The sequence below is a fragment of the Streptomyces luteireticuli genome (assembly GCF_041519305.1).
GTDB classification, from domain to species: Bacteria; Actinomycetota; Actinomycetes; order Streptomycetales; family Streptomycetaceae; genus Streptomyces; species Streptomyces luteireticuli.
On record NZ_CP167927.1, the window covers coordinates 2833284 to 2854198 of the forward strand.

22 protein-coding genes and 1 other RNA gene are annotated in these 20915 nt (G+C 72.2%); 10 read left to right on the forward strand and 13 right to left on the reverse strand.

Features of this window, described 5'->3' with window-relative positions; genetic code table 11:
• Nucleotides 1–2 precede the first annotated feature (2 nt).
• Together efeU and AB8735_RS12075 are read left to right on the forward strand one after the other, a co-directional pair.
• Nucleotides 3–971 (forward strand): iron uptake transporter permease EfeU, encoded by a 969-nt coding sequence (gene efeU, locus AB8735_RS12070; protein ID WP_372407128.1) that lies wholly within the window; start codon nt 3–5, stop codon nt 969–971.
• Nucleotides 958–1842, forward strand: coding sequence for a hypothetical protein (locus tag AB8735_RS12075; RefSeq protein WP_372407129.1), 885 nt, complete (start codon nt 958–960; stop codon nt 1840–1842). Before efeU ends, AB8735_RS12075 begins: the two co-directional genes overlap by 14 nt.
• Before the next feature lie 287 nt (nt 1843–2129).
• Here the strand turns inward: AB8735_RS12075 and AB8735_RS12080 are convergent, their stop codons facing one another.
• Together AB8735_RS12080 and AB8735_RS12085 are read right to left on the reverse strand one after the other, a co-directional pair.
• On the reverse strand, nt 2130–2861 hold the full coding sequence (locus AB8735_RS12080) for a bifunctional DNA primase/polymerase (protein ID WP_344032222.1): 732 nt from the start codon (nt 2859–2861) through the stop codon (nt 2130–2132).
• A 95-nt stretch (nt 2862–2956) separates the two neighbouring features.
• On the reverse strand, nt 2957–3568 hold the full coding sequence (locus tag AB8735_RS12085) for a TetR/AcrR family transcriptional regulator (RefSeq protein WP_344032220.1): 612 nt from the start codon (nt 3566–3568) through the stop codon (nt 2957–2959).
• Between the two features lie 131 nt (nt 3569–3699).
• Here AB8735_RS12085 and AB8735_RS12090 point away from each other — a divergent pair, with 131 nt between their 5' ends.
• Together AB8735_RS12090 and ddaH are read left to right on the forward strand one after the other, a co-directional pair.
• The gene (locus AB8735_RS12090; RefSeq protein ID WP_372407132.1) at nt 3700–3876 is read left to right on the forward strand and encodes a DUF6243 family protein; all 177 of its coding nucleotides are present in this window, start codon (nt 3700–3702) and stop codon (nt 3874–3876) included.
• 99 nt (nt 3877–3975) lie between these two features.
• On the forward strand, nt 3976–4794 hold the full coding sequence (gene ddaH / locus AB8735_RS12095; RefSeq protein ID WP_344032216.1) for a dimethylargininase: 819 nt from the start codon (nt 3976–3978) through the stop codon (nt 4792–4794).
• Nucleotides 4795–5181: 387 nt separating this feature from the next.
• Here the strand turns inward: ddaH and AB8735_RS12100 are convergent, their stop codons facing one another.
• Both AB8735_RS12100 and AB8735_RS12105 read right to left on the reverse strand, forming a co-directional pair.
• Nucleotides 5182–6210, reverse strand: coding sequence for a small ribosomal subunit Rsm22 family protein (locus AB8735_RS12100; protein ID WP_372407134.1), 1029 nt, complete (start codon nt 6208–6210; stop codon nt 5182–5184).
• Between the two features lie 10 nt (nt 6211–6220).
• On the reverse strand, nt 6221–7531 hold the full coding sequence (locus AB8735_RS12105; RefSeq protein ID WP_344032606.1) for a multidrug effflux MFS transporter: 1311 nt from the start codon (nt 7529–7531) through the stop codon (nt 6221–6223).
• Between the two features lie 199 nt (nt 7532–7730).
• Between AB8735_RS12105 and AB8735_RS12110 the strand changes: the two genes are divergently transcribed.
• The gene (locus tag AB8735_RS12110; RefSeq protein WP_372407136.1) at nt 7731–8336 is read left to right on the forward strand and encodes a hypothetical protein; all 606 of its coding nucleotides are present in this window, start codon (nt 7731–7733) and stop codon (nt 8334–8336) included.
• Between the two features lie 132 nt (nt 8337–8468).
• Nucleotides 8469–8882 carry a hypothetical protein gene (locus AB8735_RS12115; RefSeq protein WP_372407138.1) on the forward strand — a complete coding sequence of 138 codons (414 nt, stop codon included), beginning with the start codon at nt 8469–8471 and terminating at the stop codon, nt 8880–8882.
• 108 nt (nt 8883–8990) lie between these two features.
• Here AB8735_RS12115 and AB8735_RS12120 read toward each other — a convergent pair whose 3' ends face one another.
• From AB8735_RS12120 to yaaA, 4 genes are all read right to left on the reverse strand, one after another.
• The gene (locus AB8735_RS12120) at nt 8991–9968 is read right to left on the reverse strand and encodes a zinc-dependent alcohol dehydrogenase family protein (RefSeq protein WP_372407140.1); all 978 of its coding nucleotides are present in this window, start codon (nt 9966–9968) and stop codon (nt 8991–8993) included.
• A 64-nt stretch (nt 9969–10032) separates the two neighbouring features.
• Entirely contained in the window at nt 10033–11487 is a 1455-nt protein-coding gene (locus AB8735_RS12125) for an MFS transporter (protein WP_372407143.1), read from the reverse strand.
• Between the two features lie 140 nt (nt 11488–11627).
• Nucleotides 11628–12713 (reverse strand): hypothetical protein, encoded by a 1086-nt coding sequence (locus AB8735_RS12130; RefSeq protein ID WP_372407145.1) that lies wholly within the window; start codon nt 12711–12713, stop codon nt 11628–11630.
• A 125-nt stretch (nt 12714–12838) separates the two neighbouring features.
• Nucleotides 12839–13636: a peroxide stress protein YaaA gene (yaaA, locus tag AB8735_RS12135; protein ID WP_372411829.1), complete on the reverse strand. Its 798-nt coding sequence runs from the start codon at nt 13634–13636 to the stop codon at nt 12839–12841.
• 141 nt (nt 13637–13777) lie between these two features.
• On the opposite strand from yaaA, the gene AB8735_RS12140 reads away from it, so the two are divergent.
• From AB8735_RS12140 to AB8735_RS12155, 4 genes are all read left to right on the forward strand, one after another.
• The gene (locus tag AB8735_RS12140) at nt 13778–15250 is read left to right on the forward strand and encodes an RNB domain-containing ribonuclease (RefSeq protein WP_372407147.1); all 1473 of its coding nucleotides are present in this window, start codon (nt 13778–13780) and stop codon (nt 15248–15250) included.
• Between the two features lie 42 nt (nt 15251–15292).
• Nucleotides 15293–15691, forward strand: an RNA gene (gene rnpB / locus AB8735_RS12145) — RNase P RNA component class A.
• 492 nt (nt 15692–16183) lie between these two features.
• The gene (locus AB8735_RS12150; protein ID WP_372407149.1) at nt 16184–16354 is read left to right on the forward strand and encodes a hypothetical protein; all 171 of its coding nucleotides are present in this window, start codon (nt 16184–16186) and stop codon (nt 16352–16354) included.
• A 446-nt stretch (nt 16355–16800) separates the two neighbouring features.
• Entirely contained in the window at nt 16801–17529 is a 729-nt protein-coding gene (locus AB8735_RS12155; RefSeq protein ID WP_372407151.1) for a helix-turn-helix domain-containing protein, read from the forward strand.
• Here AB8735_RS12155 and AB8735_RS12160 read toward each other — a convergent pair.
• The 5 genes from AB8735_RS12160 to AB8735_RS12180 all read right to left on the reverse strand — a co-directional run bounded on the left by AB8735_RS12160 (nt 17427) and on the right by AB8735_RS12180 (nt 20824).
• The gene (locus AB8735_RS12160; protein ID WP_372407153.1) at nt 17427–18251 is read right to left on the reverse strand and encodes a hypothetical protein; all 825 of its coding nucleotides are present in this window, start codon (nt 18249–18251) and stop codon (nt 17427–17429) included. The genes AB8735_RS12155 and AB8735_RS12160 overlap by 103 nt on opposite strands.
• A 41-nt stretch (nt 18252–18292) precedes the next feature.
• The gene (locus AB8735_RS12165) at nt 18293–18976 is read right to left on the reverse strand and encodes a pentapeptide repeat-containing protein (protein ID WP_372407155.1); all 684 of its coding nucleotides are present in this window, start codon (nt 18974–18976) and stop codon (nt 18293–18295) included.
• A gap of 70 nt (nt 18977–19046) precedes the next feature.
• Nucleotides 19047–19250, reverse strand: a complete 204-nt coding sequence (amcA, locus tag AB8735_RS12170) for a multiple cyclophane-containing RiPP AmcA (protein ID WP_372407157.1) — start codon at nt 19248–19250, stop codon at nt 19047–19049.
• Nucleotides 19247–20401, reverse strand: a complete 1155-nt coding sequence (amcB, locus tag AB8735_RS12175) for a cyclophane-forming radical SAM peptide maturase AmcB (protein ID WP_372407159.1) — start codon at nt 20399–20401, stop codon at nt 19247–19249. The genes amcA and amcB overlap by 4 nt, the downstream gene beginning before the upstream one ends.
• Nucleotides 20402–20485: 84 nt before the next feature.
• Entirely contained in the window at nt 20486–20824 is a 339-nt protein-coding gene (locus AB8735_RS12180) for a hypothetical protein (RefSeq protein ID WP_372407162.1), read from the reverse strand.
• Between the last annotated feature and the right edge of the window lie 91 nt (nt 20825–20915).

Genomic DNA, 20915 nt, shown 5'->3' on the forward strand with positions numbered 1-20915 from the left:
GCGTGTTCGGCAACTATCTGATCGGCCTGCGCGAGGGGCTGGAGGCCAGCCTGGTCGTCTGCATCCTCGTCGCCTACCTCGTCAAGAGCGAGCGGCGGGACGCGCTGCGCCCCGTCTGGCTCGGCATCTCCGCCGCCGTCCTGCTGGCCATGACCTTCGGCGCGGTGCTCCAGTACGGCTCGCAGACCATGACGTTCGAGGCGCAGGAGATGCTGGGCGGTTCGCTGTCCATCGTCGCCGTCGGCCTGGTGACATGGATGGTCTTCTGGATGCGGCGCACCGCGCGGCACCTGAAGAAGGAGCTGCACGGCAAGCTGGACGCGGCGCTCGCGATGGGCACCGGCGCGCTGGTGCTCACCGCGTTCCTGGCCGTGGGCCGGGAGGGGCTGGAGACCGCCCTGTTCATCTGGACCGCGGTGCAGGCCACGAACGACGGTGTACGGCCGCTGGTCGGCGCCCTGTTGGGGCTGCTGACCGCGGTCGTGCTGGGCTGGCTCTTCTACCGCGGCGCCCTGAAGATCAACCTGGCGAAGTTCTTCACCTGGACCGGCGGCATGCTGATCGTGGTCGCGGCGGGCGTGCTCGCGTACGGCGTCCACGACCTCCAGGAGGCGGACGTCATCCCGGGCCTGGGCAGCAAGGCGTTCGACATCAGCGAGCAGATCCCGGCCGACAGCTGGTACGGCACGCTGCTCAAGGGCGTCTTCAACTTCCAGCCGGACCCGACGTGGTTGCAGGTCGCGGTGTGGGCGCTGTACCTGGTCCCCACCCTCCTGTTCTTCTTCGGTCCCGGGCGGGCGGGTAAGGTTGCGCCGTCCCGAGCACCCCAGGAGGCCAAGGCCGATGCGACCGTTCCGGCTGCGGACCGTGTTGACGCTGCCGCTTCTTCTGCCGCTCCTTCTGCTGGCAACGGCGGGGTGCGTGACGGTGCACGGCGAACGGGCGAACATCCCGTCGGTGAGCAGGGCTGAGGCCGGCAAGGTCCTCGCCCGCTTCACGGCGGGCTACACCGAGGCGTACCGACGTCTCGACCCGGCGGTCCTCGACCGGGTCGAGACGGGCGCGCTCGCGGAGATCGGCCGCGGGGACCTCGCGGAACAGCGGGCCCGGCTGCCGAAGGGACGTTCCGGCAACCCCGGTTACCCCGCGCTGGAGCTCGACGACGCGCGGTTCACGATCCCCAAGGCCGTGGGGTGGCCGAAGTTCTTCCTGGCGGACACACGGAGCAACCGGGACGGGAACCGGTGGCTGGTGGTGTTCGCGCGGACGGGGGCGCACGACCCCTGGAAGGCGGCGTATCTGACGCTGCACGCGCCGGGCTCCGTACCGGAGTTCCGGACGGACAAGGACGGCTGGGCGGCCCCGGCCGACGGCGGCCTCGTCCTGGCGCCGGACGCGGTGAGCCGCGCGTACACGGACTATCTGCGGACGGGTGCGGGCGATGTCTTCGCCCCCTCGGGCGCAACGTCGCAGACCCGGGCGGACCGCGCGCGACTGGCCCGGACACCGTCGTTCCGGACGGACTGGATCGACACGGCGGAGGGCGCGCCCGGCTTCCCGCCGGTGGCCTTCCGGACGGCGGACGGCGGCGCGGTGGTGTTCTTCGCGGCGCACCACCGGGAGAAGCGGACGATGGCGCGGGGGGTGCGGCCCGGGGTGACGGATCCGCGCACGAAGGCGCTGCTGTCGGGGAACGGGAACCTGCGGACCGCGATCACGTATACGCGGGTGTCGGAGTCGGCGGTGCGGGTGCCCGCTCGGGCGGGCGTCGGCGGGTCCTCCGGGGGGCGGGTGTCGTTCCTCAACCGGATCGAGGCGTTGGTGGGGGCGCGGGGGGAGTGAGTGGGGGGTTGCCCCGGTCCCGCCCTTTCACCGTTTCTTCCGGGGGAGACCCCCGGACCCCCATTCGCCCTTCGGGCGAAGTCCTCAAGCGCCGGACGGGCTGAAATGGCGCGCCGATTCAGCCCGTCCAGCGCTTGAGGACGAGCGGCGGAGCCGCGACAACGGGGGTCCAGGGGGCGGAGCCCCCGGTGGGGTGCAGGGGCGAAGCCCCGCTCACCGCGCGGAGCGCGGTGTCGGGCCCCGGGGCTTGCCCCGGAAGAAACGGTGAAAGGGCGGGGCAGGGGCTCTCAACGCCCCAGCGGCCACGCCGCGTGGTGCTCATGGTCCGGACGCTCGCCCGCGTACTGGGCGCACGCATCCGTCAGCGTCTCCAGCAGCGTCAGCGGATCCGGAAGCGGCCGCTCGGGGCCCAGTTGCCAAGCCACGAACGCGTCGTCCCCCGGCAACCGCGACGGCGGAAGCAGAACGTAGCTGCCCCGGCAGTGCCACCGCAGCCCCGGATGCTCGTCCAGCGTCTCCGGATGGCAGTCCAGTTCGCAGGGCCACCACTCGTCCTCGTCGTCGGGAGTGCCCCGCGTGGCGGTGAAGAAGAGCATGCGGTCGGGGGCGACGGTGGCCACGGGGCCGACCTCGACGCCGGCGGACGTCAGCCGGTCCAGGGCGGCCCGCCCGGCCTCGACGGGGACGTCGAGCACGTCATGGGCCATCCCGGTGGCGGTGACGAAGTTCGCCTCCGGCTGGGCGCGCAGCCACTTCGTGACCTTCTCGGCGTCGGTCGTGGCGAGCGTCTGCCAGGCGAAGGAGACCGGGTGGCGGCCCGGCGTGGGACAGCCGATGCGTTCGCAGGAACAGCCGTAGCCGGAGGGGTGCGCGGCCGGGGCGACGGGGAATCCCGCGGCGGCCGCGGCCAGGAGCAGTTCCTCGCGGGCGGCCCCGGTGGCCGCCCCCGCAGCCGCATCGCCGCCCGACCCGCTTCTGGGGCGGCGCAGCCACTGGGAGAACCGGCTCTTGCGTTCCATCTATCCCCTCACTTCGACCGCGGTCTCCGGTCAATGCTGCCACCATCCTGCGCCCGGCGTGACCGCCGGGCGCATCCGGGGGTGTGACGCCCGGCTCACCGGGGGGTGATGCCGCGCAGCACGAGGTCGACGACCGCGTCGGCGTAGTCGTGCGTCAGCGGGAGGGTGCGGAGCATCCAGCGGTGGGCGAGCGGGCCGACGATCAGTTCCAGGGCAATGCGCGGGTCGGCGTCCGGGTCGGCCTGCCCGGCCTCCTGGGCGGCGCGGATCCGCCGGACGTAGAGCTGGAGCTGGGGCTCCAGGACGCGCTCGGTGAACTGGGCGCACAGCTCCGGGTTGACGACGCTCTCGGCGGCGAGGGCCCGCGAAGGGGCGTCGTAGCGGGGGCTGTTGAGCTCGTCGACGGTGGCGCGGACGACCGTCTTGAGGTCGGCCGCCAGGTCCCCGGTGTCGGGGAGCCCGGCCTCGCCCTCGGCGGCCTCCTCGCCGAGGGCGATGAAGGCGTCGAGCAGGACGGCGGCCTTGGAGGGCCACCAGCGGTAGATGGTCTGCTTGCCGACCCCGGCGCGGGCGGCGATGGCTTCGATGGTGAGCCGCTGGTAGCCGGACTCCCCGGTGAGTTCGAGGGCGGCGTCCAGGATCGCGCGGCGGGAGCGCTCGCTGCGGCGGGTGTGGTCGGGCTGCGCCTTGGGGGACTTGTTGGCCATGGGCAGCAGGGTAACCCCGGCCGAGGCGAGACGGTTCGTCTCATTAACCGTTGACAAGACGAACCGTCTCGTGTCGTAATGGGGCCTCACGACGAGACGAGGCGTCTCGCCGAAGGCGAAAGGAGACCCCTATGACCCGGGGAAACGGCCATCTGCTCGGCATCGGCGGCACCCGCAGCAACCTCTCCCGCGCCGCGCTCCGGGGCGGCGGCAAAGGCGACCCGGCGGGCGGCCGGGGCACCGACCCCCTCGCGCAGAAGCGCGCACTGCTGCGCGCCCTGCGGGAGGGCCGGAGCGGGTCACGGTAAACCACCCGTACGGTGCATGCGCGAAAGCCGCTCCGCGTGGACGATTTGGGCACGTACGCTCGGCGCGTACGTGCCCAACACCACCGTGAGGAGCGCGACTTGCGTACCGCAGCACCACGCACGGCGAGATCCCGCCGCTTCCTGATGTGCCCTCCGACCCACTTCAAGGTCACCTACTCGATCAACCCCTGGATGGACCCGGCCAAGCCCGTCGATCTGCCGCTCGCCCTCACGCAGTGGGAAGACCTCCGCGACCGCTACCGCGCCCTCGGCCACAGCGTCGAGGAGCTCGAACCCCGCCCGGATCTGCCCGACATGGTCTTCGCGGCCAACGGCGCGACCGTCGTCCAGGGGCGGGTGCTGGGCGCCCGCTTCGCCCACCCGCAGCGCGCCGCCGAGGCGGACGTGCACCGGGAGTGGTTCCGCTCCCACGGGTACGACGAGGTGCGCGAGCCCGAGCACATCAACGAGGGCGAGGGCGACTTCGCCGTCACCGACTCCTGGCTGCTGGCCGGCCGGGGCTTCCGCAGCAGCCCCCTCTCGCACCCCGAGGCCCAGGAGTACTTCGGCCGCCCGGTCATCGGCCTCGACCTCGTCGACCCCCGCTACTACCACCTCGACACGGCACTGTGCGTCCTCGACGGGGACGAGGTCATGTACTACCCCGGCGCCTTCTCCCCCGGCAGCCGGGCCGTGCTGGAACGGCTCTTCCCCGACGCGCTCGTCGCGAGCGAGGAGGACGCGGCGGCGCTGGGCCTCAACGCGGTCAGTGACGGCCGCCATGTGCTGCTGCCGCAGGCGGCGGTGGGGCTGTTCGCGCCGCTGCGGGAGCGGGGGTTCGAGCCGATCGGGATGGATCTGGGGGAGTTGTTGAAGGGGGGTGGGAGTGTGAAGTGCTGCACGCAGGAGTTGCGGTGAGGGGTTTGTCCCCCACGCAGGGGCTGCGCCCCTGCGGCACCCCGCGTGCGCGCAGCCGCGCGCGGGGCCCGCGCTTCGCGCGGAGGTGTTTGCCCCTGCCCCGCCCTTTCACCGTTTCTTCCGGGGAGACCCCGGACCCCGTCCGCCCTCCGGGCGGAGTCCTCAAGCGCCGGACGGGCTGGATTTCGCGCCCGGGCGCGCACTTCAGCCCGTCCGGCGTTTGAGGACGAGCGGCGAAGCCGCGACAACGGGGGCCAGGGGCGAAGCCCCGGTCAGGGGTGCAGGGGGCGCAGCCCCCGCCCCACCGCGGCGAAGCCGCGGTGGGGGCCCCGGGGCTTGCCCCGGAAGAAACGGTGAAAGGGCGGGCCAGGGGCAAACCAACCCCCCCTACACCCCCACCGGCGGCCACTCCTCCCCCCAGTCCACATCCCGCGCCGCCCGATACAACCCCCCATGCCGCTTCGTCACCGTCTCCCGCCGCAACCCCTCCCCCTCCGTGCACAGCTCCAACAGGACCTGGCCCTTACGGATCTGGGGGCGGCGGACGACGCGGGCGGGGGCGTCCCCCGGCACGTCGCCCCCCGGCACGTCGTCGGCCCGCACCGCCGCCACGTACGAGAACTTCTCGTCCTCGTACGCCAGCGACCCGCCCTTGACCTGCCGGTGCAGCGACGACCGGCTGACCCGGGCCGAGAAGTGGCACCAGTCCGTGCCCTGCACGATCGGGCAGGCCGCACTGTGCGGGCACGGCGCGACGACCGTGAAACCGGCCTCGATCAGCCTCTCCCGGGCCTCGATGATCCGCAGGTACCCCTCGGGCGTGCCCGGTTCGACGATCAGCGCGCCCCGGGCGCGGGCCGCCTGCGCGACGACCGCCGCGCGGTCGGCGGCGGTCAACTCGCCCAGTACATAGGAGACCGTGACCAGATCCGTGCCCTCGGGGATCGACAGGCCGGCGCCGATCGCCTGCCGCTGCCAGCGGGCGGCGCGCAGGGCCGGGGACGCGGCGGAGCGGGCCAGTTCGCCGCCGAGGGCGAGGGCGGGCTCCGCCCAGTCGAGGACGGTGGTCAAGCGCTCGGCGGACGGCCAGGCGGCGGCGACCGCCCAGGTCGCGGCGCCGGTGCCGCCGCCGATGTCCACATGCGTGGCGGGCGTCCACCCGGGGAGCCGGACGCGGAAGGCGGCGAGCGCGGAGCGCACCGCCTCGAAGGTGGCGGGCATGCGGTAGGCGGCGTACGCGGCCACGTCGGACCGGTCGCGCAGCACCGGCGCGTCGGTGGGGGTGCGCCCCCGGTAGTTGGCGATCAGCCGCTCGACGGCCTGGGCCGCCTGCTTGGGCGGCAGGCCGTCGAGCAGTCCGGCGAGCGCGGCGCGGAGGTTCTCGCCGGTCGGCGGGGGGTTCTCGGGGGCGTGCATTGGGTGGATTTTACGGGGCGGGCTCCGCCGCCGCGTCCGCCCGCCGCCCCGGCCGGCACATCAGCACGAAGCACAGCACCGCCGCCACCGCGCAGCCCAGCTGGACGACGGCCATCGGCACGGCCGTGTGCTCGCCGGCGATCCCGACGAGCGGCGAGGCGACCGCACCCAGCAGATAGGTGGACGTGCCCAGCAGCGCCGACGCGGAACCGGCCGCGTCGCGGGAGCGCATCAGGGCCTGGGCGTTGGTGTTGGGCATGGCCAGGCCCATGGCCGACATCAGGACGAAGAGGCCGGTCGCGACCGGCACCAGCCCGGGCTCGCCCAGCACGCCGGAGGTCAGCACCACCAGCACCACCGCGGCGACGGTGATCACCGCGAGGCCCCAGCCGAGGGCCTTGTCGAGGCTGAAGCGGCCGATCAGGACCTTGCCGTTGATCTGGCCGACGATCACCAGGCCGATGGAGTTCAGGCCGAACAGCAGGCTGAAGGTCTGCGGCGAGGCCCCGTAGATGTCCTGGATGACGAAGGGCGAGGCCGATATGTAGGCGAACAGCGCGGCGAACGCGAAGCCGCCGGAGAGCATGTAGCCGGTGAAGACCCGGTCCGCGAGCAGACCGCGCATCGCGCCCAGCGCCTCCCCCAGGCCGCCGTCCTTGCGGCGCTCGGGCGGCAGCGTCTCGTGCAGGCAGAACCGGACGAGGAGCGCGAGGACGGCGCCGATCACGGTGAGCACGACGAAGATTCCCCGCCAGTCGGTCATCCGCAGCAACTGGCCGCCGACGAGCGGGGCGACGACGGGGGCCACTCCGGAGATCAGCATCAGCGTGGAGAAGAAGCGGGCCATCGCCACACCGTCGTAGAGGTCGCGCACGACGGCCCGGGCGATGACGATGCCGGCCGCCCCGGCCAGGCCCTGGACCAGCCGGAAGACGATGAGCAGCCCGGTGGTGGGGGCCAGCGCGCACAGCGCGGTGGCGACGATGTAGACGAGCATGCCGACGAGCAGCGGACGGCGGCGTCCCCACTTGTCGCTCATCGGGCCCACCACGAGCTGCCCCAGCGCCATGCCCATGAGGCAGGCGGTGAGGGTGAGCTGGACGGTGGCGGCGGGACTTCCCAGCGAGTCCGTCACCTCGGGCAGCGCCGGGAGGTACATGTCCATCGACAGCGGCGCCATCGCGGTCAGGCCGCCGAGGGTGAGGGTGAGGAACAGGGCCGCGCGGCGGGCGGCGCCGCCGTGCGCGGAGGGGGGCGCGGACGGCGAGGGGGACGGTGATGTGGACGGGGTCGGGGCGGTCGTGGGGGACGACTCCTTCATGCATCGCTCCATGGTTAGTACAACTATCTACCAATGGTGGCATGCGCCGGACGGTGCTCCCGGCCGATGGGCGCACATGGCCGGATTCCTGCGCCCCCGCATGCGCCTCGTACGCCTCCCCGAATGGCCGATTCCAGGAGTAGCGTCCGGTCACGCCCACGCCCGGGGCACATGCCGGGACCACATCGAGGGGACGGCCATGCACCCAGGGGAACCGCCTGGTCCACCGATACCGCCCGGCACCCGGTTCTGGCCGCACATGCGGTTGTGGTGGGCGACCGCCGGTCTCGCCGGGGTCCTCGGCGTGGTGCTGCCCCTGATGCTCAAGTCGCCGGACCCGCCGCCGCCGACCCCTCCCCCGCCCTCGCCCACCCTCGCCGGACCGACGACTTCCGGCCCCTCGACGTCACCGCCCCCCGCGCCCCCGACGACGCGTCCGCCGACGGGTCCGCCGCCGACGAGCCCGAGGCCCTCGCCCCCGCGCGCTTCGGGCAGCGTCGTCAGCGTGCTCTCCCAGGGACAGCCGAGCCCGGGCTTCACCCAGGTCCAGGTGAACGTGACGCTCACCGGCCTCAAGGGCCGTACCGCTTACATCAGATGGCACACGTACAACGACGTCACAAGGCAGACCATCAGCGCCGACGGCATCGTCCGCTCCCCGGCCCTGGGCTGGGACGTCACCAACTGGCATCCGCTGATCACCGTCGCCAATCCCGCCGTCCACTGGCAGGTCCAGGTGACGGCCTACGGACCCGACGACGTCCAGCTCGCGACCAATCACTCCAACTTCACGTTCCCGTCCTGACCCCTGCCCCTCCTGTTGTCCGCCGTTGTCCGGCCATCTGGAAATCCGTTCGAACCGACTGCAACCGCTGTCGCCCTTTTCACGTGTTCCTCAATGAAGCCCCACAACGGGCTCACAAGGGAGGAATACGTAATGAACCGCGCATACCGCCTCGCCATATCCGGTGCCCTGACGGCCGGCCTCATCGCCGGCGGCGCCGCCGGCGCCTTTGCCGCAACCCCGGCCCCCGCCAAGGCCGTTGCCACCCAGAAGGCCGCTGCCAAGCCCGCGCCCAAGCCCGCCCTCACCGCCCAGGCGAGCACCAAGACCGTCAAGGCGTGGCAGGAGTTCCGCGTGACCGGCAAGGCCACCGGCATCAAGCCGGGCACCACGGTCGCCCTCCAGCAGCAGAAGGGCACCAAGTGGACGACCCTCCCGGCGAAGGTCACCGTCAACAAGAACGCCACGTACTCGATGCGCGTGAAGCTCGGCATCAAGGGCAAGAACAACCTCCGCGTGGCGGGCGGCGGCGCGGTGTCCGCACCGTTCACCGTCACCGTGCGCTGAACCGGGCCCCTCGCCCCCAACGGGCCCCGAAGGGCTCCGCCTTCGGGGCCCGTCCGGGCGGCAGGGAGGGGCCGGTGGTGTGGCCTCCGGCCGGCCGCCACACCCCTGTCACCCACCTACCCGCACCACCACCGCCCCCACCCGCCCCTCCTCCACCCGCCGGTGCGCCTCCGCCATCGACTCCAGCCCCTCGAAGACCCGGTCGACCACCGGGGACAGCGCCCCCGACCGCAGGCCCGCGTCGACGAACGCCACCGCCCGCCGCAACCGCGCCACGTCCCGCACCACGTCCCCCGGCCCGAACTCCTCGACGTGGAGCGGCCATCCGGCGGACCGCGGCTCGGACGGACCGTGGACGACGAGCGTCCCGCCCCGTCCCACCGCCCCCGCCAGTCTCGCCAGCCCGGGCCCGCCCTCCGTGTCGAACACCAGCCGCGCCCCCCGCCCGCCCGTCAACTCCCGTACCCGCTCGACGAGATCGCCCTCGTCCATGGCGATCGCCTGAGCCGCCCCGGCCCGCAGCAGCCGCTCCTTCTGCGCCCCCGACGGCGTTACCGCGATCGGGACCGCCCCGGCCAGCCGGGCCACCTGGACGGCCGCGACCCCCGTTCCCCCGGGGGCGGCCGTGATCAACACCGGGTCACCGGGCAGCAGTTGCCGGACCCCGCCCAGCGCCCCGTACGCCGTGAGGTACGGCAGCCACGCCGCCGCACCCGTGACCGCGTCCACCCCGCCCGGTCTGCGGAACACCGCCCCCGCCGGGACGTTGACATACTCCGCGTGCACCCCGCGCACCGGGAAGTCCCCGCCCACCAGGACGTTCACCGCGTCCCCCACGGCGAACCCCGTCACGTCCGCCCCCAGCGCCGCGACCACGCCCGCCGCCTCCGCGCCGATCCGGGACCCGGGCGGCACGGCCGGGCCGGGCGGCCGTCCGGCCCGGAAGCGGACGTCGGCCCGGCCCAGCCCCAGCGCCTCCGCCCGCACCTGGACCTCACCCGGCCCCGGCCCGCCGACCTCCAGCTCCGCCAGCCGCAGCACCTCCGGCGCGCCGGTCTCGTCGAACAGCACGGTCCTGGCCCTCATCCCCGCCCCCTGGCTCGGCCGTCATCTGACTGACCCGCACACTTGTCCGTGCGTCGGCCGGGTGTCAACGGGCGGATTCCGGCGCTCCGTTCGCCGTCCCGTCCGGCGCTCCGTCCGGTGCTCCGTCCGGAACGGCAGCCTTCCGCTTCGTGATCACCAGGCCCAGCAGGGCCGTGGCCACCCCGCCCGCCGCGAGAATCCACCAGGCGGGCCGCACCGCCGAGGCGAAAGCGGCCGCATCGGTCAACGGGGCGCCGTGCAGCCCGGCGTTGAGGACCGCGCCGAGGACGGCGACGCCCATCGCGAAGGCCGAACGGCCGAAGGTCGTGATCATTCCGGAGGCGAGCCCGGCCCGGTCCGGCGGCAGGCCCGAGACGCCCGCGCTGATGAACAGCGGGGTCGACAGGCCGACGCCGAGCCCGAAGAGGACGTACTCCACGGCGATCAGGACCCGCGAGGAGTCACCGGTGAACAGCGCGACCAGCGCCCCGCTCGCCGCGAGCGCGATCCCCGCCCCGACCAGCAACGGCCGCCTGCCGTACCGCTGGGCCAGCCGGCCCGCGTACACCGAGGACACCGCGAGGGCACCCGCGGGCAGCAGCATCCACAGGCCCGCCTCCGCGGCGGACATCCGCAGCGGCTTCTGCAGGTAGATCGCGGTGAGGAAGAAGAACCCCCCGAACGTCCCGAAGACGGCCGTCGCGGCGGCGATCGCCCCGCCGAACCGCGGGTCGCGGAAGAACCCCAGCTCGATCAGCGGTTCCGTGCGACGGCGCTCGTAGCCGAGCAGCGCGGCGCACGACGCGGCGGCGACGGCGAAGCAGGCGACCACGACGGGCGCCGTCCAGCCCGCCCGCGGCGCCTCGATCACCCCGTAGGCCAGCGGTCCCAGCAGGGCGACGACCAGCAGCTGCGCCACCGGGTCCGGGCGGCGCGGCCGTTCGGCCCTCGACTCCGGGACGGAGCGCAGCGCGATCAGGGACGAGACGATCCCGAAGGGGATGTTCAGCCAGAACACCGCCCGCCAGCTCACCGCGTCCACGAGTATCCCGCCGACCACCGGCCCGACGGCCAGCCCGAGGCCGTAGGCCGCCAGCCACAGGCCCATGGCCCGGACGCGTTCGCGCTCCGCGGGGAAGGCGTTGGCGACGATCGCCATGGAGACGGGACCCAGCCCCGCCGCCCCGATGCCCTGAAGGATCCGGAACCCGATCAGCACGGGCAGCGACGGCGCGAGCGCGCACAGCACCGAGGCGGCCGTGAAGACCGCGATGCCGGCCAGCAGCACCTTCCTCCGCCCGATCCGGTCGCCCGTCGATCCGGCGTAGAGCATCAGCGTGGCCATCGCCAGACTGTAGGAGGCGACGGCCCACTGCATCCCGGAGACCGAGGCGGCCAGCTCGTGCTCCATGGCGGGCAGGGCGACGTTCAGCGCGGTGACATCGATGCCGATCATGGCGATGGCGGCCGAGCAGACCGCCAGGACGAGACGGCGCCGGTGGGTGGTGAGCGCGGGCACGGCGGTGTCCTTTCCTGCGGGGGGTCTTCTCCTTCGACCCTCCGCCCGCGCGGACCCGGCCGCAATCGGACGCCCGGAGGACCGCCGGGACGTCCCCTATCCCCCGATCGAAGGACCCGATCCCGACCCGGTGCCGGCCCTCACTCCCGGAGCACCAGCCTCCCCGGCCGCGACACCGTCAGCCCGAACCGGTCGGCGTGGACCGGCCGTCGGCCCGCCGGCGCCGCCGCGGGGTCCGGCACGCGGAGCTCGTACTCCTCGACCAGGAGGCGGTATTCGGACGGCGGGAGCAGCTGCGGAACCGGGGGGACCAGGTCGCCGGACCAGGTGAAGGACCGGGCCGTGGGCACACAGGTGAGTTCGAGGACGGTGCCGGTGCCGGTCCAGTCGAGGTCGCCGCCGCCCGCCGCCCGGCGTTCGACCGTGGCGAGGACCCGGCGGCTCGCGGCCACCGCGGTGCGGCCCGCGCCGGGGACGTCGGAGGGGACCGGGCCGCCCAGTTCGAGACGGATCGCGCCGGCCGCCGTCATCGTGGCCGTGATCGTGCGGTCGGGGAGGAGCCGGAGGAAACCGGTGGTGGTGACCTCGGAGAGGTGGAGGGGGTCGAGGGAGTACGGCCGGTGGCGGGCCAGGGCCAGGCGGACGTACGGGAAGCGGGCCGGATCCGGGAGGAGCAGGCCGATGTCGCAGGCCCACAGGCGGAGTCCGGGGTCGAAGGACGGGGCGGAGAACGGGGCGAAGGCGGCGATCGCGGCGGAGGCCGGGGCGCCGTCCACCGGTTCGGCGAGGAGCACGGACGCGGTGCGCACCGCGTCCGGGAAGTTCGCGGGAGTCAGCGGGGGCGGGGGCGTCCCGTCCGTCCGGACCGGGTCCGCGGCACAGCGGGTGGCCAGGTCGTCGGGGAGGCCGGGGCCCAGGACGACGGCGAGGAGTGCACCGTCGCCGGAGCCGTCGCCGGATCCGTCACCGCAAGGGGGCCGGGGGCGGCGGAGGTGGACGCGGAAGCCGGACTGCCGGCGGGTGCGGGTGACCCGGTGCCGGGCACGGTCGACGGCGGTCTCCCGGCGGACGACGGGTACGAGGTGGCTGACGTCGGGCGGTTCGGGACGGCGGGAGCCGGGGAGGCGCCAGGCGCCGCAGCCGGCCAGCAGCAGGCCGGCGAACGCGACGTTCAGCTCCAGCAGACCGGTGCCGCGCGGTACGCGGATCGGCGCCGGAGTGCCCATGCCCCGCCCCCTCGCCTCGTCCTCCCCCTGGATACCGCCGGGAGAGGCCGCGGGTGTAGGCCCGAACAGGTGATACCGGACGGCGGGACTGCACCTAGGACACGTTCCGGCCCGTCGGACACGCCCTACAGCTCCGTCACCACCACGTCCAGCGCCCACGGCCGCCCGGCCCTCTCCGGAGCGCCGCCCTCGACCACATACCCCAAGTCCCGCAGGGCATCGGCCAGTTCGGCCGGGGAGGCGGGGTCCGCGCCGGCGGTCAGCAGGTCGCGCACCATGCGGCCCTTGGTCGCCTTGTTGAAGTGGCTGACGACGGACCGCTTCTCGACGCCGTCCACGGTCCGCGACTGGAGCACCCGCACGGTCGCCGTCCGCTCCGCGAGCTCGCCCTTCGGCTTCCACGCCGCCGCGTAGGCCGCCGAGCGGAGGTCCAGGACGAGCCCGTCGCCCGCCGCCCCGGGCATCGCCTCCGCCATCGGCCCGCGCCAGAAGGCGCCCAGCGCACCGGCGCCGGGCAGCTTGACCCCCATCGAACAGCGGTAGGAGGGGATGGCGTCGTCCACGCGCACCGCGCCCCACAGGCCGGAGAGGACCAGCAGCGACCGCCCGGCCGCGCGGCGGGCCGCCGGGGTCAGGGTCGCCAGGCCGAGCGCGTCGTAGAGGACGCCGGTGTAGACCTCCCCGGCGGGGCGGGTGCCCGCCGTCCGCAGGCCCGCGTTCTTGGAGACCTCGCCGCGCAGCCCCGGGCTCAGGCCCAGCACCCCGGCGGCCTTCTCCTCGTCGCCCGAGCACAGCTCCACCAGCTCCGTGAGCACCGTCTCCCGCGCGGCCGCGAGCCCCGGCAGGGCGAGCCGGGCGACGTCGACCGGCTCCCCCGTCCCTCCGGTGGCCTTCCCCTCGGACGGCGGCAACAGCACGAGCACGGTCGTTCTCCTCATCTGGACGAATCATCTGGACGAACCTGGATCCGATCGGCGGGACCGGGTCCGGCCGCCCCGGCGAGCCTAACGCCGTACGCCACGCCCACCGCGCCACGCCCGGCGACCGCCCCTACGCTCGATGGCATGCCCCGCCGCGACATACGGGTGACGGAGGACGAGGAACGCGCGCCCCTGCGCAAGGCGCTGCGCGAGCTGCGCGAACGGACGCACGCACCCTCCGCGTTCCCGACGGCGGCCCAGGCGGAGGCCGAGCGCGCCGCCCGGCGCAGACCGCGGCTTCCGGCGTACGACGCGACGGGGCTGCCGCTGTTCACCCTCGACCCGCCCGGGGTGCGGGAACTGGGCCGGGCCCTGCACCTGACCCGCCGCCCCGGCGGCGGCTACCGCGTCCACTACGCCGTGGCCGACATCGCCGCCTTCGTCACCCCCGGCGGCGCCCTGGACGCCGAGGCGCACCGGCGGGCGGTGACCGTCCACTACCCCGACGCACGCGCCCCCCTCCTCCCCCTCGTGCTGTGCGAGGACGCGGCGAGCCTGCTGCCGGACCACGACCGGCCGGCGCTGCTGTGGGAGCTCGACCTCGCCGCCGACGGCTCCGTCGTCCGCGCCGACCTGCGCCGCGCGCTGGTGCGCAGCCACGCCCGGCTGGACCACGCGGGCGCCCAGCGGGCGATCGACACCGGCACGGCGGAGGAGCCGCTGGTGCTGCTGAGGGAGGCCGGGCTGCTGCGGCGGGAGTTGGAGCGCGCCCTGGGCGGGGTGTCGCTGAACGCGCCCGTCCAGGAGGTCGTCCGGCGCGACGACCGCTACCTGCTGGAGTACCGCACACCGCCGCCGACGCAGGAGTGGAGCGCCCGGCTCGCCCTGATGACGGGGACGGCCGCGGCCGGGCTGATGCTCGCGTCGGGCACCGGCGTCCTGCGCACGCTCCCCTCCCTCCCCGGGGACGGCCCGCTCGCCACGCTGCGCCACACGGCCCGCGCCCTCGGGGTGAACTGGCCGGACACCCTGCCGTACCCGGCGATGCTGCGGGCCCTGGCCCCCTCCCACCCGCAGCACGCGGCCTTCCTCCAGCGCTGCACCGGCCTCCTCCACCGGGCCGGCTACACGGTCTTCGACCGCGAGCGCCCCACCCGGCGCCCCCGCCCCGCCGACCCCGTCCACGCCGCCGTCGCCGCCCCGTACGCCCACTGCACCGCGCCCCTGCGCCGCCTCGCGGACCGCTACGCCCTGGAGCTGTGCCTGGCCGCGGCGTCCGGGGCCGAGGCCCCGGAGTGGGTGCGGTCCGCCCTGGACGGCCTCCCCGGCGAGATGGCCGCCGGGGCCGCCCGCGCCGAGGAGGCGGAACGGGGGTGCGCGGCCCTGGTCGAGGCGGCCGTACTGCGCGACCGCATCGGCGAGATCTTCGACGCCCATGTCGTCGACGTCGTCCCCTCCCGCCCCACCGCCGGCACGGTCCACCTCCGCGACCCCGCCGTCCGCGGCCACATCGAGGGCGACGGCGACGGCCCCCCGCTCCCGCTGGGCCACCGCATGCGCGTCCGGCTGATCGAGGCGGCCCCGGGCCGCGCCGAGATCTGGTTCGCCCCGGCGTGAAACGCCTGCTGGAGGGCCCGGTACCATGGTCCTTACGGCGGACGAGCCGGCCGGGCGGCCGCGTGGGATCTTCGGATCCCCCGAGGAACGTCCGGGCTCCACACGGCAGGGTGGTGGGTAACGCCCACCCGGGGTGACCCGCGGGACAGTGCCACAGAAAACAGACCGCCGGGAGCTCTTCGGAGCGCTCGGTAAGGGTGAAACGGTGGTGTAAGAGACCACCAGTGCCCAGGGTGACCTGGGCAGCTAGGTAAACCCCACCCGGAGCAAGGTCAAGAGGAGCCGTTCACGGCTCTGCGCGGACGTTCGAGGGCTGCCCGCCCGAGTCCGCGGGTAGACCGCACGAGCCCGCCGGCAACGGCGGGCCTAGATGGATGGCCGCCTCCCCGCGGCCCGCAAGGGCCCGGGAGACAGAACCCGGCGTATAGGTCGACTCGTCCGCCGGCCATCTAGAGCAAGGCCCTCTGACCAGCGAAATCGCAGGTCAGAGGGCCTTTCACTCCCCACTGCGGCTGTAGTCGACTGCTCACCCTTCGCGTCTGGTGCGGCCTATTTCTGGGTGCTGTGTGGCGATTGTGTGGCGGTGAGAAGGCGGAAGCTGAGCGAGCACGCTTCCCTTTGTAGCGCTTCCTGCTTTACGCGCCGTTCCCGCGCATCCATGCGCCCCAGGGGCGATCCTGCACAGCGCTGAGCCCTGCACCTCAGCGGCCATCCGAGTAAGGGGATCGCTAGAGCCCAGGTCAGCGCCTATCAGGTGCCCATGCGGTACATGCCGCGCTGTCGGCGACTTTGCCTCACGGTGAGTCATTGTCGCAGGTCAGAGGCCCTATCAACCCGTTTACGGACCCGTTGGACGTGGCACCATGGCGTGGACGCCTCGCCAGAGCGGCGCCGTAGATAACCGGGCTACCGGCTTCGTAGACAGGGGTACACGTGCGTCCAGACGACCGAATCACCGTCAGCTTCCAGCTCCGCGACCTCATTGCAGGGGCTGGCAGCGCCAGCCTCTTCGTTGAGCTCATGGTCGGGCAACAGGTCGCGCCAATGCCGGCAGCCATTATCACCACCCTCGCATTCGCACTGTTCCAGCAGCACAAGCGTTAGCACCGCGACCCCGCCCCCTGGCGGGAGGCGATCTGCCAGACCTCATCCCTGTCCCCTCTGCGCAGAGGGGACAGCCGGGGTCCGGCGACGGTGCGCGATGGTCCTCGAACGCCTGCTCCGTGGGGCCGACTCCGGCCGGTCCCCGGATTGCAGGGCGGTGAGGATGCGAGCCCTGTGCTGAGGAGGCACTCCTCGAAGGGCAATCCAGACGGTGGCCGCACGGGCGGCGTGGGCGGCCATGACAACAACCCCATGAGTCAGGATGGCGATCATGACGGGTTCGGATGGGACGTTCACCGGGCCCTCCAGGCTCCTACGCTTCGAGTCCAGAAGACCGCGGCAGACCCTTGCCCGGACAGACGAGTGGTGGATTGCCGGTACTTGCCGGACAAGCAAGATGGTCGCTGGCTACCCTCAGCCCAGAGATCACCAGGGGGGAGGGGCCGATGGACATCAAGTCATTCGCCGAGTACCTGATCGCTCTGCGCGCCAACGCAGGCAAGCCGCCATACCGAGAGCTGGAAAAACGCACCCAATACAGCGACTCCACGATCAGTGCAGCCTTCCAAGGACGCGCTCTTCCCACCTGGCCCGTCACGGAGGCGATTGTCCGGGCGCTTGGCGCAGACGTAGAGGAGGCGCGCAAGCGGTGGGCTGCCGCCGGAGGCGGTTCGACGAGTGCAGTGCCGCTTCCGGACTGGGTAGTTCGAATCCCGTCGCACGTGCCCAAGTTGGTCACTGGCCTGGGGATGGTCCAGGCCGTGCAGCTGGCTGTGACAGAGCCATACGCTGCGATCGATGACGGGTGGGAGGTCGTTCGACTGTCAGGGGTCCAACTAGCTGGCGTCCTCTACAAGGATCTGCCCGGCCATTGGACCTCGAACATCGTGGCTAGTTTTCGCCGCGCTGAGGATGACGGCCGCTTGCCGAACGGGGTAAGCACCCTGGCCGCGTGCTTGCAATCCCTTCAGGTGAGCATGCGCATCCCGCCCTACCCGGCGATCACGCCCGAAGCTGCTGTTCAGTACGTAGTGCTGGCCTACCGCCTTGCTCACCTCGTGAACGTGACCCTCTACGGACCATCTGACGACCCTCCGATCGGCGTGTCTCCGCAAGTGCCACCTCCGCCGTTCCCTTCCTTCCCAGCAGGGGGGCCAGCCCCGTTCGAGCGATGACGCGTTTTGCGGGCGCCCGCTGGCCAGCGGCCTAGCCAGAAGGCAGCGGTGGAGGACTGTTTCCCGCCCAGGGTGGAGCCGTCGTGCGGCAGCAGCTCGGTGGGAGCCAGGTAGCCGTCACCCGGCTCCAAACGGATGCGTAGGCATTGCAGTGGCCGACCCTGGGTGACGTATCGCCGCACGTCGTCCGTGTGCGGATAGTGGTGTTCCGGGTCGGGGTGCACAAGCCGGTAGATCTCTTCGATGTCCCGGTCACCGAGGAGGAAGTATCGGGTTCCGGGGCCGAGGTTCAAGCAGAGCCTTCGGCGGCCGTCACCGCGCGCCCCGTACGGGAGGCGGTCCCAGTTATCGACGTGCAGGCCGAGCCGGCGCCCGGTGGCAGGGTCTTCGGTGGTGGTGCGCGCGTCCCCGGGGTTCGTCACGCAGCCGAGGAATTCGGCGGGCCAGCAGTCGGTGAACGGATAGAGGCCGGCGGCGTCTGCCTGGACGGCCAGCGCCTCTTCCACGCGGCTGTCCGGTAGAGGCTGGTGCACCAGCTCGATCAGTTCGGCGTCGGGGGTGCCGGGTTTGGCCTGGAGCCATTGAGCCTCACGCGGAGTCAGGGGCCGCCAGTCATCGACCGGCACAACGGCCCCCTCGTCGTAGTCGGCCTCGCCGTGACTCAGCCGTACGGACCCGATCTCGCACCGCTCCCGGAGGCTTCCGCCCTGGTCGAACACCAAGCTCACTGGCATAGCTGTCCCTTCTCGTCCGAGGTGGAGGGTCAGTCGTCGAGATCTTCGCCGTAGGTGACTTCCAGCTCGGTCGCCAATGCTTCGGCGAGCTGGGCGACCTGGGCGCGGTCGATGAGGATCTTCTTGAGGGCGACGGCGCCCCGCACGGTGGTCAGGTCGTTGCCGCGGAGATCGCAGTCTCGGTACTTGCCGCCTTCGAACTCGGCAAGCCGCAGGTCGCAGGCTTCGAAGACGACCGAGCTGAAGTCGGAGGCCCTGATCGTCGTCTCCCGCAAGGTGCACTTCGAGAAGATCACCGGGCCGCTGGCACGGACACGGTCGAGCGTGGCGTAGTCGAACTTGCAGTTCTCGAAGAGGACGTTCTCCAGGGCCACTTCTTCGAACAAGGCACCCATGAGCTTGCAGTTGCTGAAGGTGACGCGGGAGAGCTTGCTGTCCGACCACTTCAGCGAGGACAGGTCGCAGTCCGAGAACTGCACCGAGTCGGCCCGCACCTCGTGGAGCTTGGCGCGCTGGGTTTGCACACGCTGAATGCGACCGTCCAGGAGATGCGTGTCGGCGAGATCCAGCTCACGAAGGTCTTGGTCGGCGTACTGGAACTCCGTCACTCTGCCCCGGCCGCCTTCGAGCGACGTGACGTTCGACAGGTACAGGCCCGGCTCGTCCAGAGCAGGGAGGGTCACGCTCACGCGGCGTACCTTGCGGGGGTCCATGCGCTGTCCTTCACGGTGTCAGCCGGTGGCACGCCCGCGTCCGCGCAGGCGTGCCACCGGGAGGAGCGGTCTACTTCTTCTTGTTCTGTTTGTCCCAGTTATCCCAGGTCGGGCGGTTATCGAAGGTCACCGGGGGCTCCTTCGACCAGTTGTCCCAGGTGGGGCGGTTGTCGAACTTGGCGTGGATCGGCTCTTCCTGCGGCCGACCGAGCGCGGTGACCAGTTCGCGCACCACAGGTGCATCGGTAGTCGCTAGCTGCTCCAGTAAGGTCATGCGGATTTCTCCTTCTTCGCGGTGGTGGACAGGGCCATGACCAGGGCTTGCCGGGAGACGCGGCAGTAGTTCGTTTCGGTGGTGTCCAGGCTGCCGTTCTCGAAGTAGCGGTTGCCGGCCTGGGCCCCACGGCAGAAGTCGAAGAACTCGCACTCGGCCCGGCAGCGCTCCAAGCCGGTCAGGAAGTCGCGGACGTAGCGCAGGCGGGGCGCGTTCCTCAGCATCTGCCCGATCGTGCGTTCCCTTACGTTCCCGGCCAGGAAGTTGCCGTACACGGCGTCCGTGGTGTCCGCCAGTTCCGGCGATAACAACACGACGTCGCCGTTCCAGGTCACGGTGGGGATGGGGTCGAGGAGGCGGTTGTCCCAGTCGTTCTTGTGCCCGCTCCGGGCGAGGACGAGGTACTCGGAGATCCTTTCCAGTTCGCGGACCGACAGGCCGTCGTGTGTGCGCGTCCAGGCCAGGACCCGGCTCCAGAATTCCTCGGCCTGGTCGCGGCTGGGCGGTCGGCGCTCAGTGTTGACGCCCTCGGTCTCCTCGATGTTGAAGCCCACCGAGCGGCAGCCGAGAGTGGCGAGGAAGCCCAGCAGCTCTTCCGGGTGGTCGATGCTCTCCCGCCCCACCACCGTGATGACCGAGAACCTGATGCCGCGCTCGCGTAGGACAGCGACGCCCTGCATGGTCCGCTCGAAGGCAGGCCGGCCGCGGCGATCTATCCGCTGAGTGTTCAAGGCGGCCGGGCCGTCGATGCTCACCCCGATGCGGAACTCGTGCTCCTCCAGCAGATCGCACCAAGCGCCTGTGATCAAGGTGGCGTTGGTCTGAACGTAGTGCTGGAGACGGCCGTCCCGGCGCAGGGGTTCGAAGGGGGTGAGCAGAGCGGAGAACTTCTCCCTGCTCAGGGCCAGGGGCTCCCCGCCGTGCCAGACCAGGCCCAGCGGCTGACCGCTGTCGGCGAGGCCGACCAGGGACTCCGCCACGGCTACGGCGGTCTCGGGAAGCATGTCGTTCTTCACGCCCCGATCCCGCAGGTAGCAATAGGTGCAGTCCAGATTGCAGAAGCTCGTCGGCTGGATCACAACCGTCTGTGGTCTGGCCGTGAACCACTGGTCGTACCGGCTCTGTAACGCAGCACTGCAATGTTGATCCATGGAACCCTCCTCCTCATCTTGGGACGAGCGGGTGGGTGCTGGTCCTGCCCCTCCGAGGGGGGAAGCCGGGAGGGGCAGGAGTCTCTAGGGCTTGCCGAGCGTCGCCGTGCCGCGCGCTGGCTCCAGCGGGGGCCAGTTCGGCGGCCTGTCGGCTTCGGCCCGCTGGTGCTCCGCGGCGAGGGTGCTGGCGAGGACGGCGCCCGGGGGTGTGCCGACGACGATCGCGTGCCCGAAGGTCTGCCAGAAGTGGAGGTGGCCGGTGTCGCGGGTGTGGTGGAAGATCCACCTCTCGGCTTCCGCCTGGCCGTCCTTGATGATGAAACGTGCGCCACAGCCCTCTTCCGTGCAGAAGGCGGCGTACTCGGCGGCCGTGTTCGGGTCCTGGATCGTCGTCCAGTCCTCGAACCAGAGATGGCGGCTCATGATCTCCCCCTCCACCGAGCGGACGACTCCACACGGGAGAGGCGACGGACGGCCGTGGTGGTCGGGGTCTCGATCCTCCGACAGACACGCA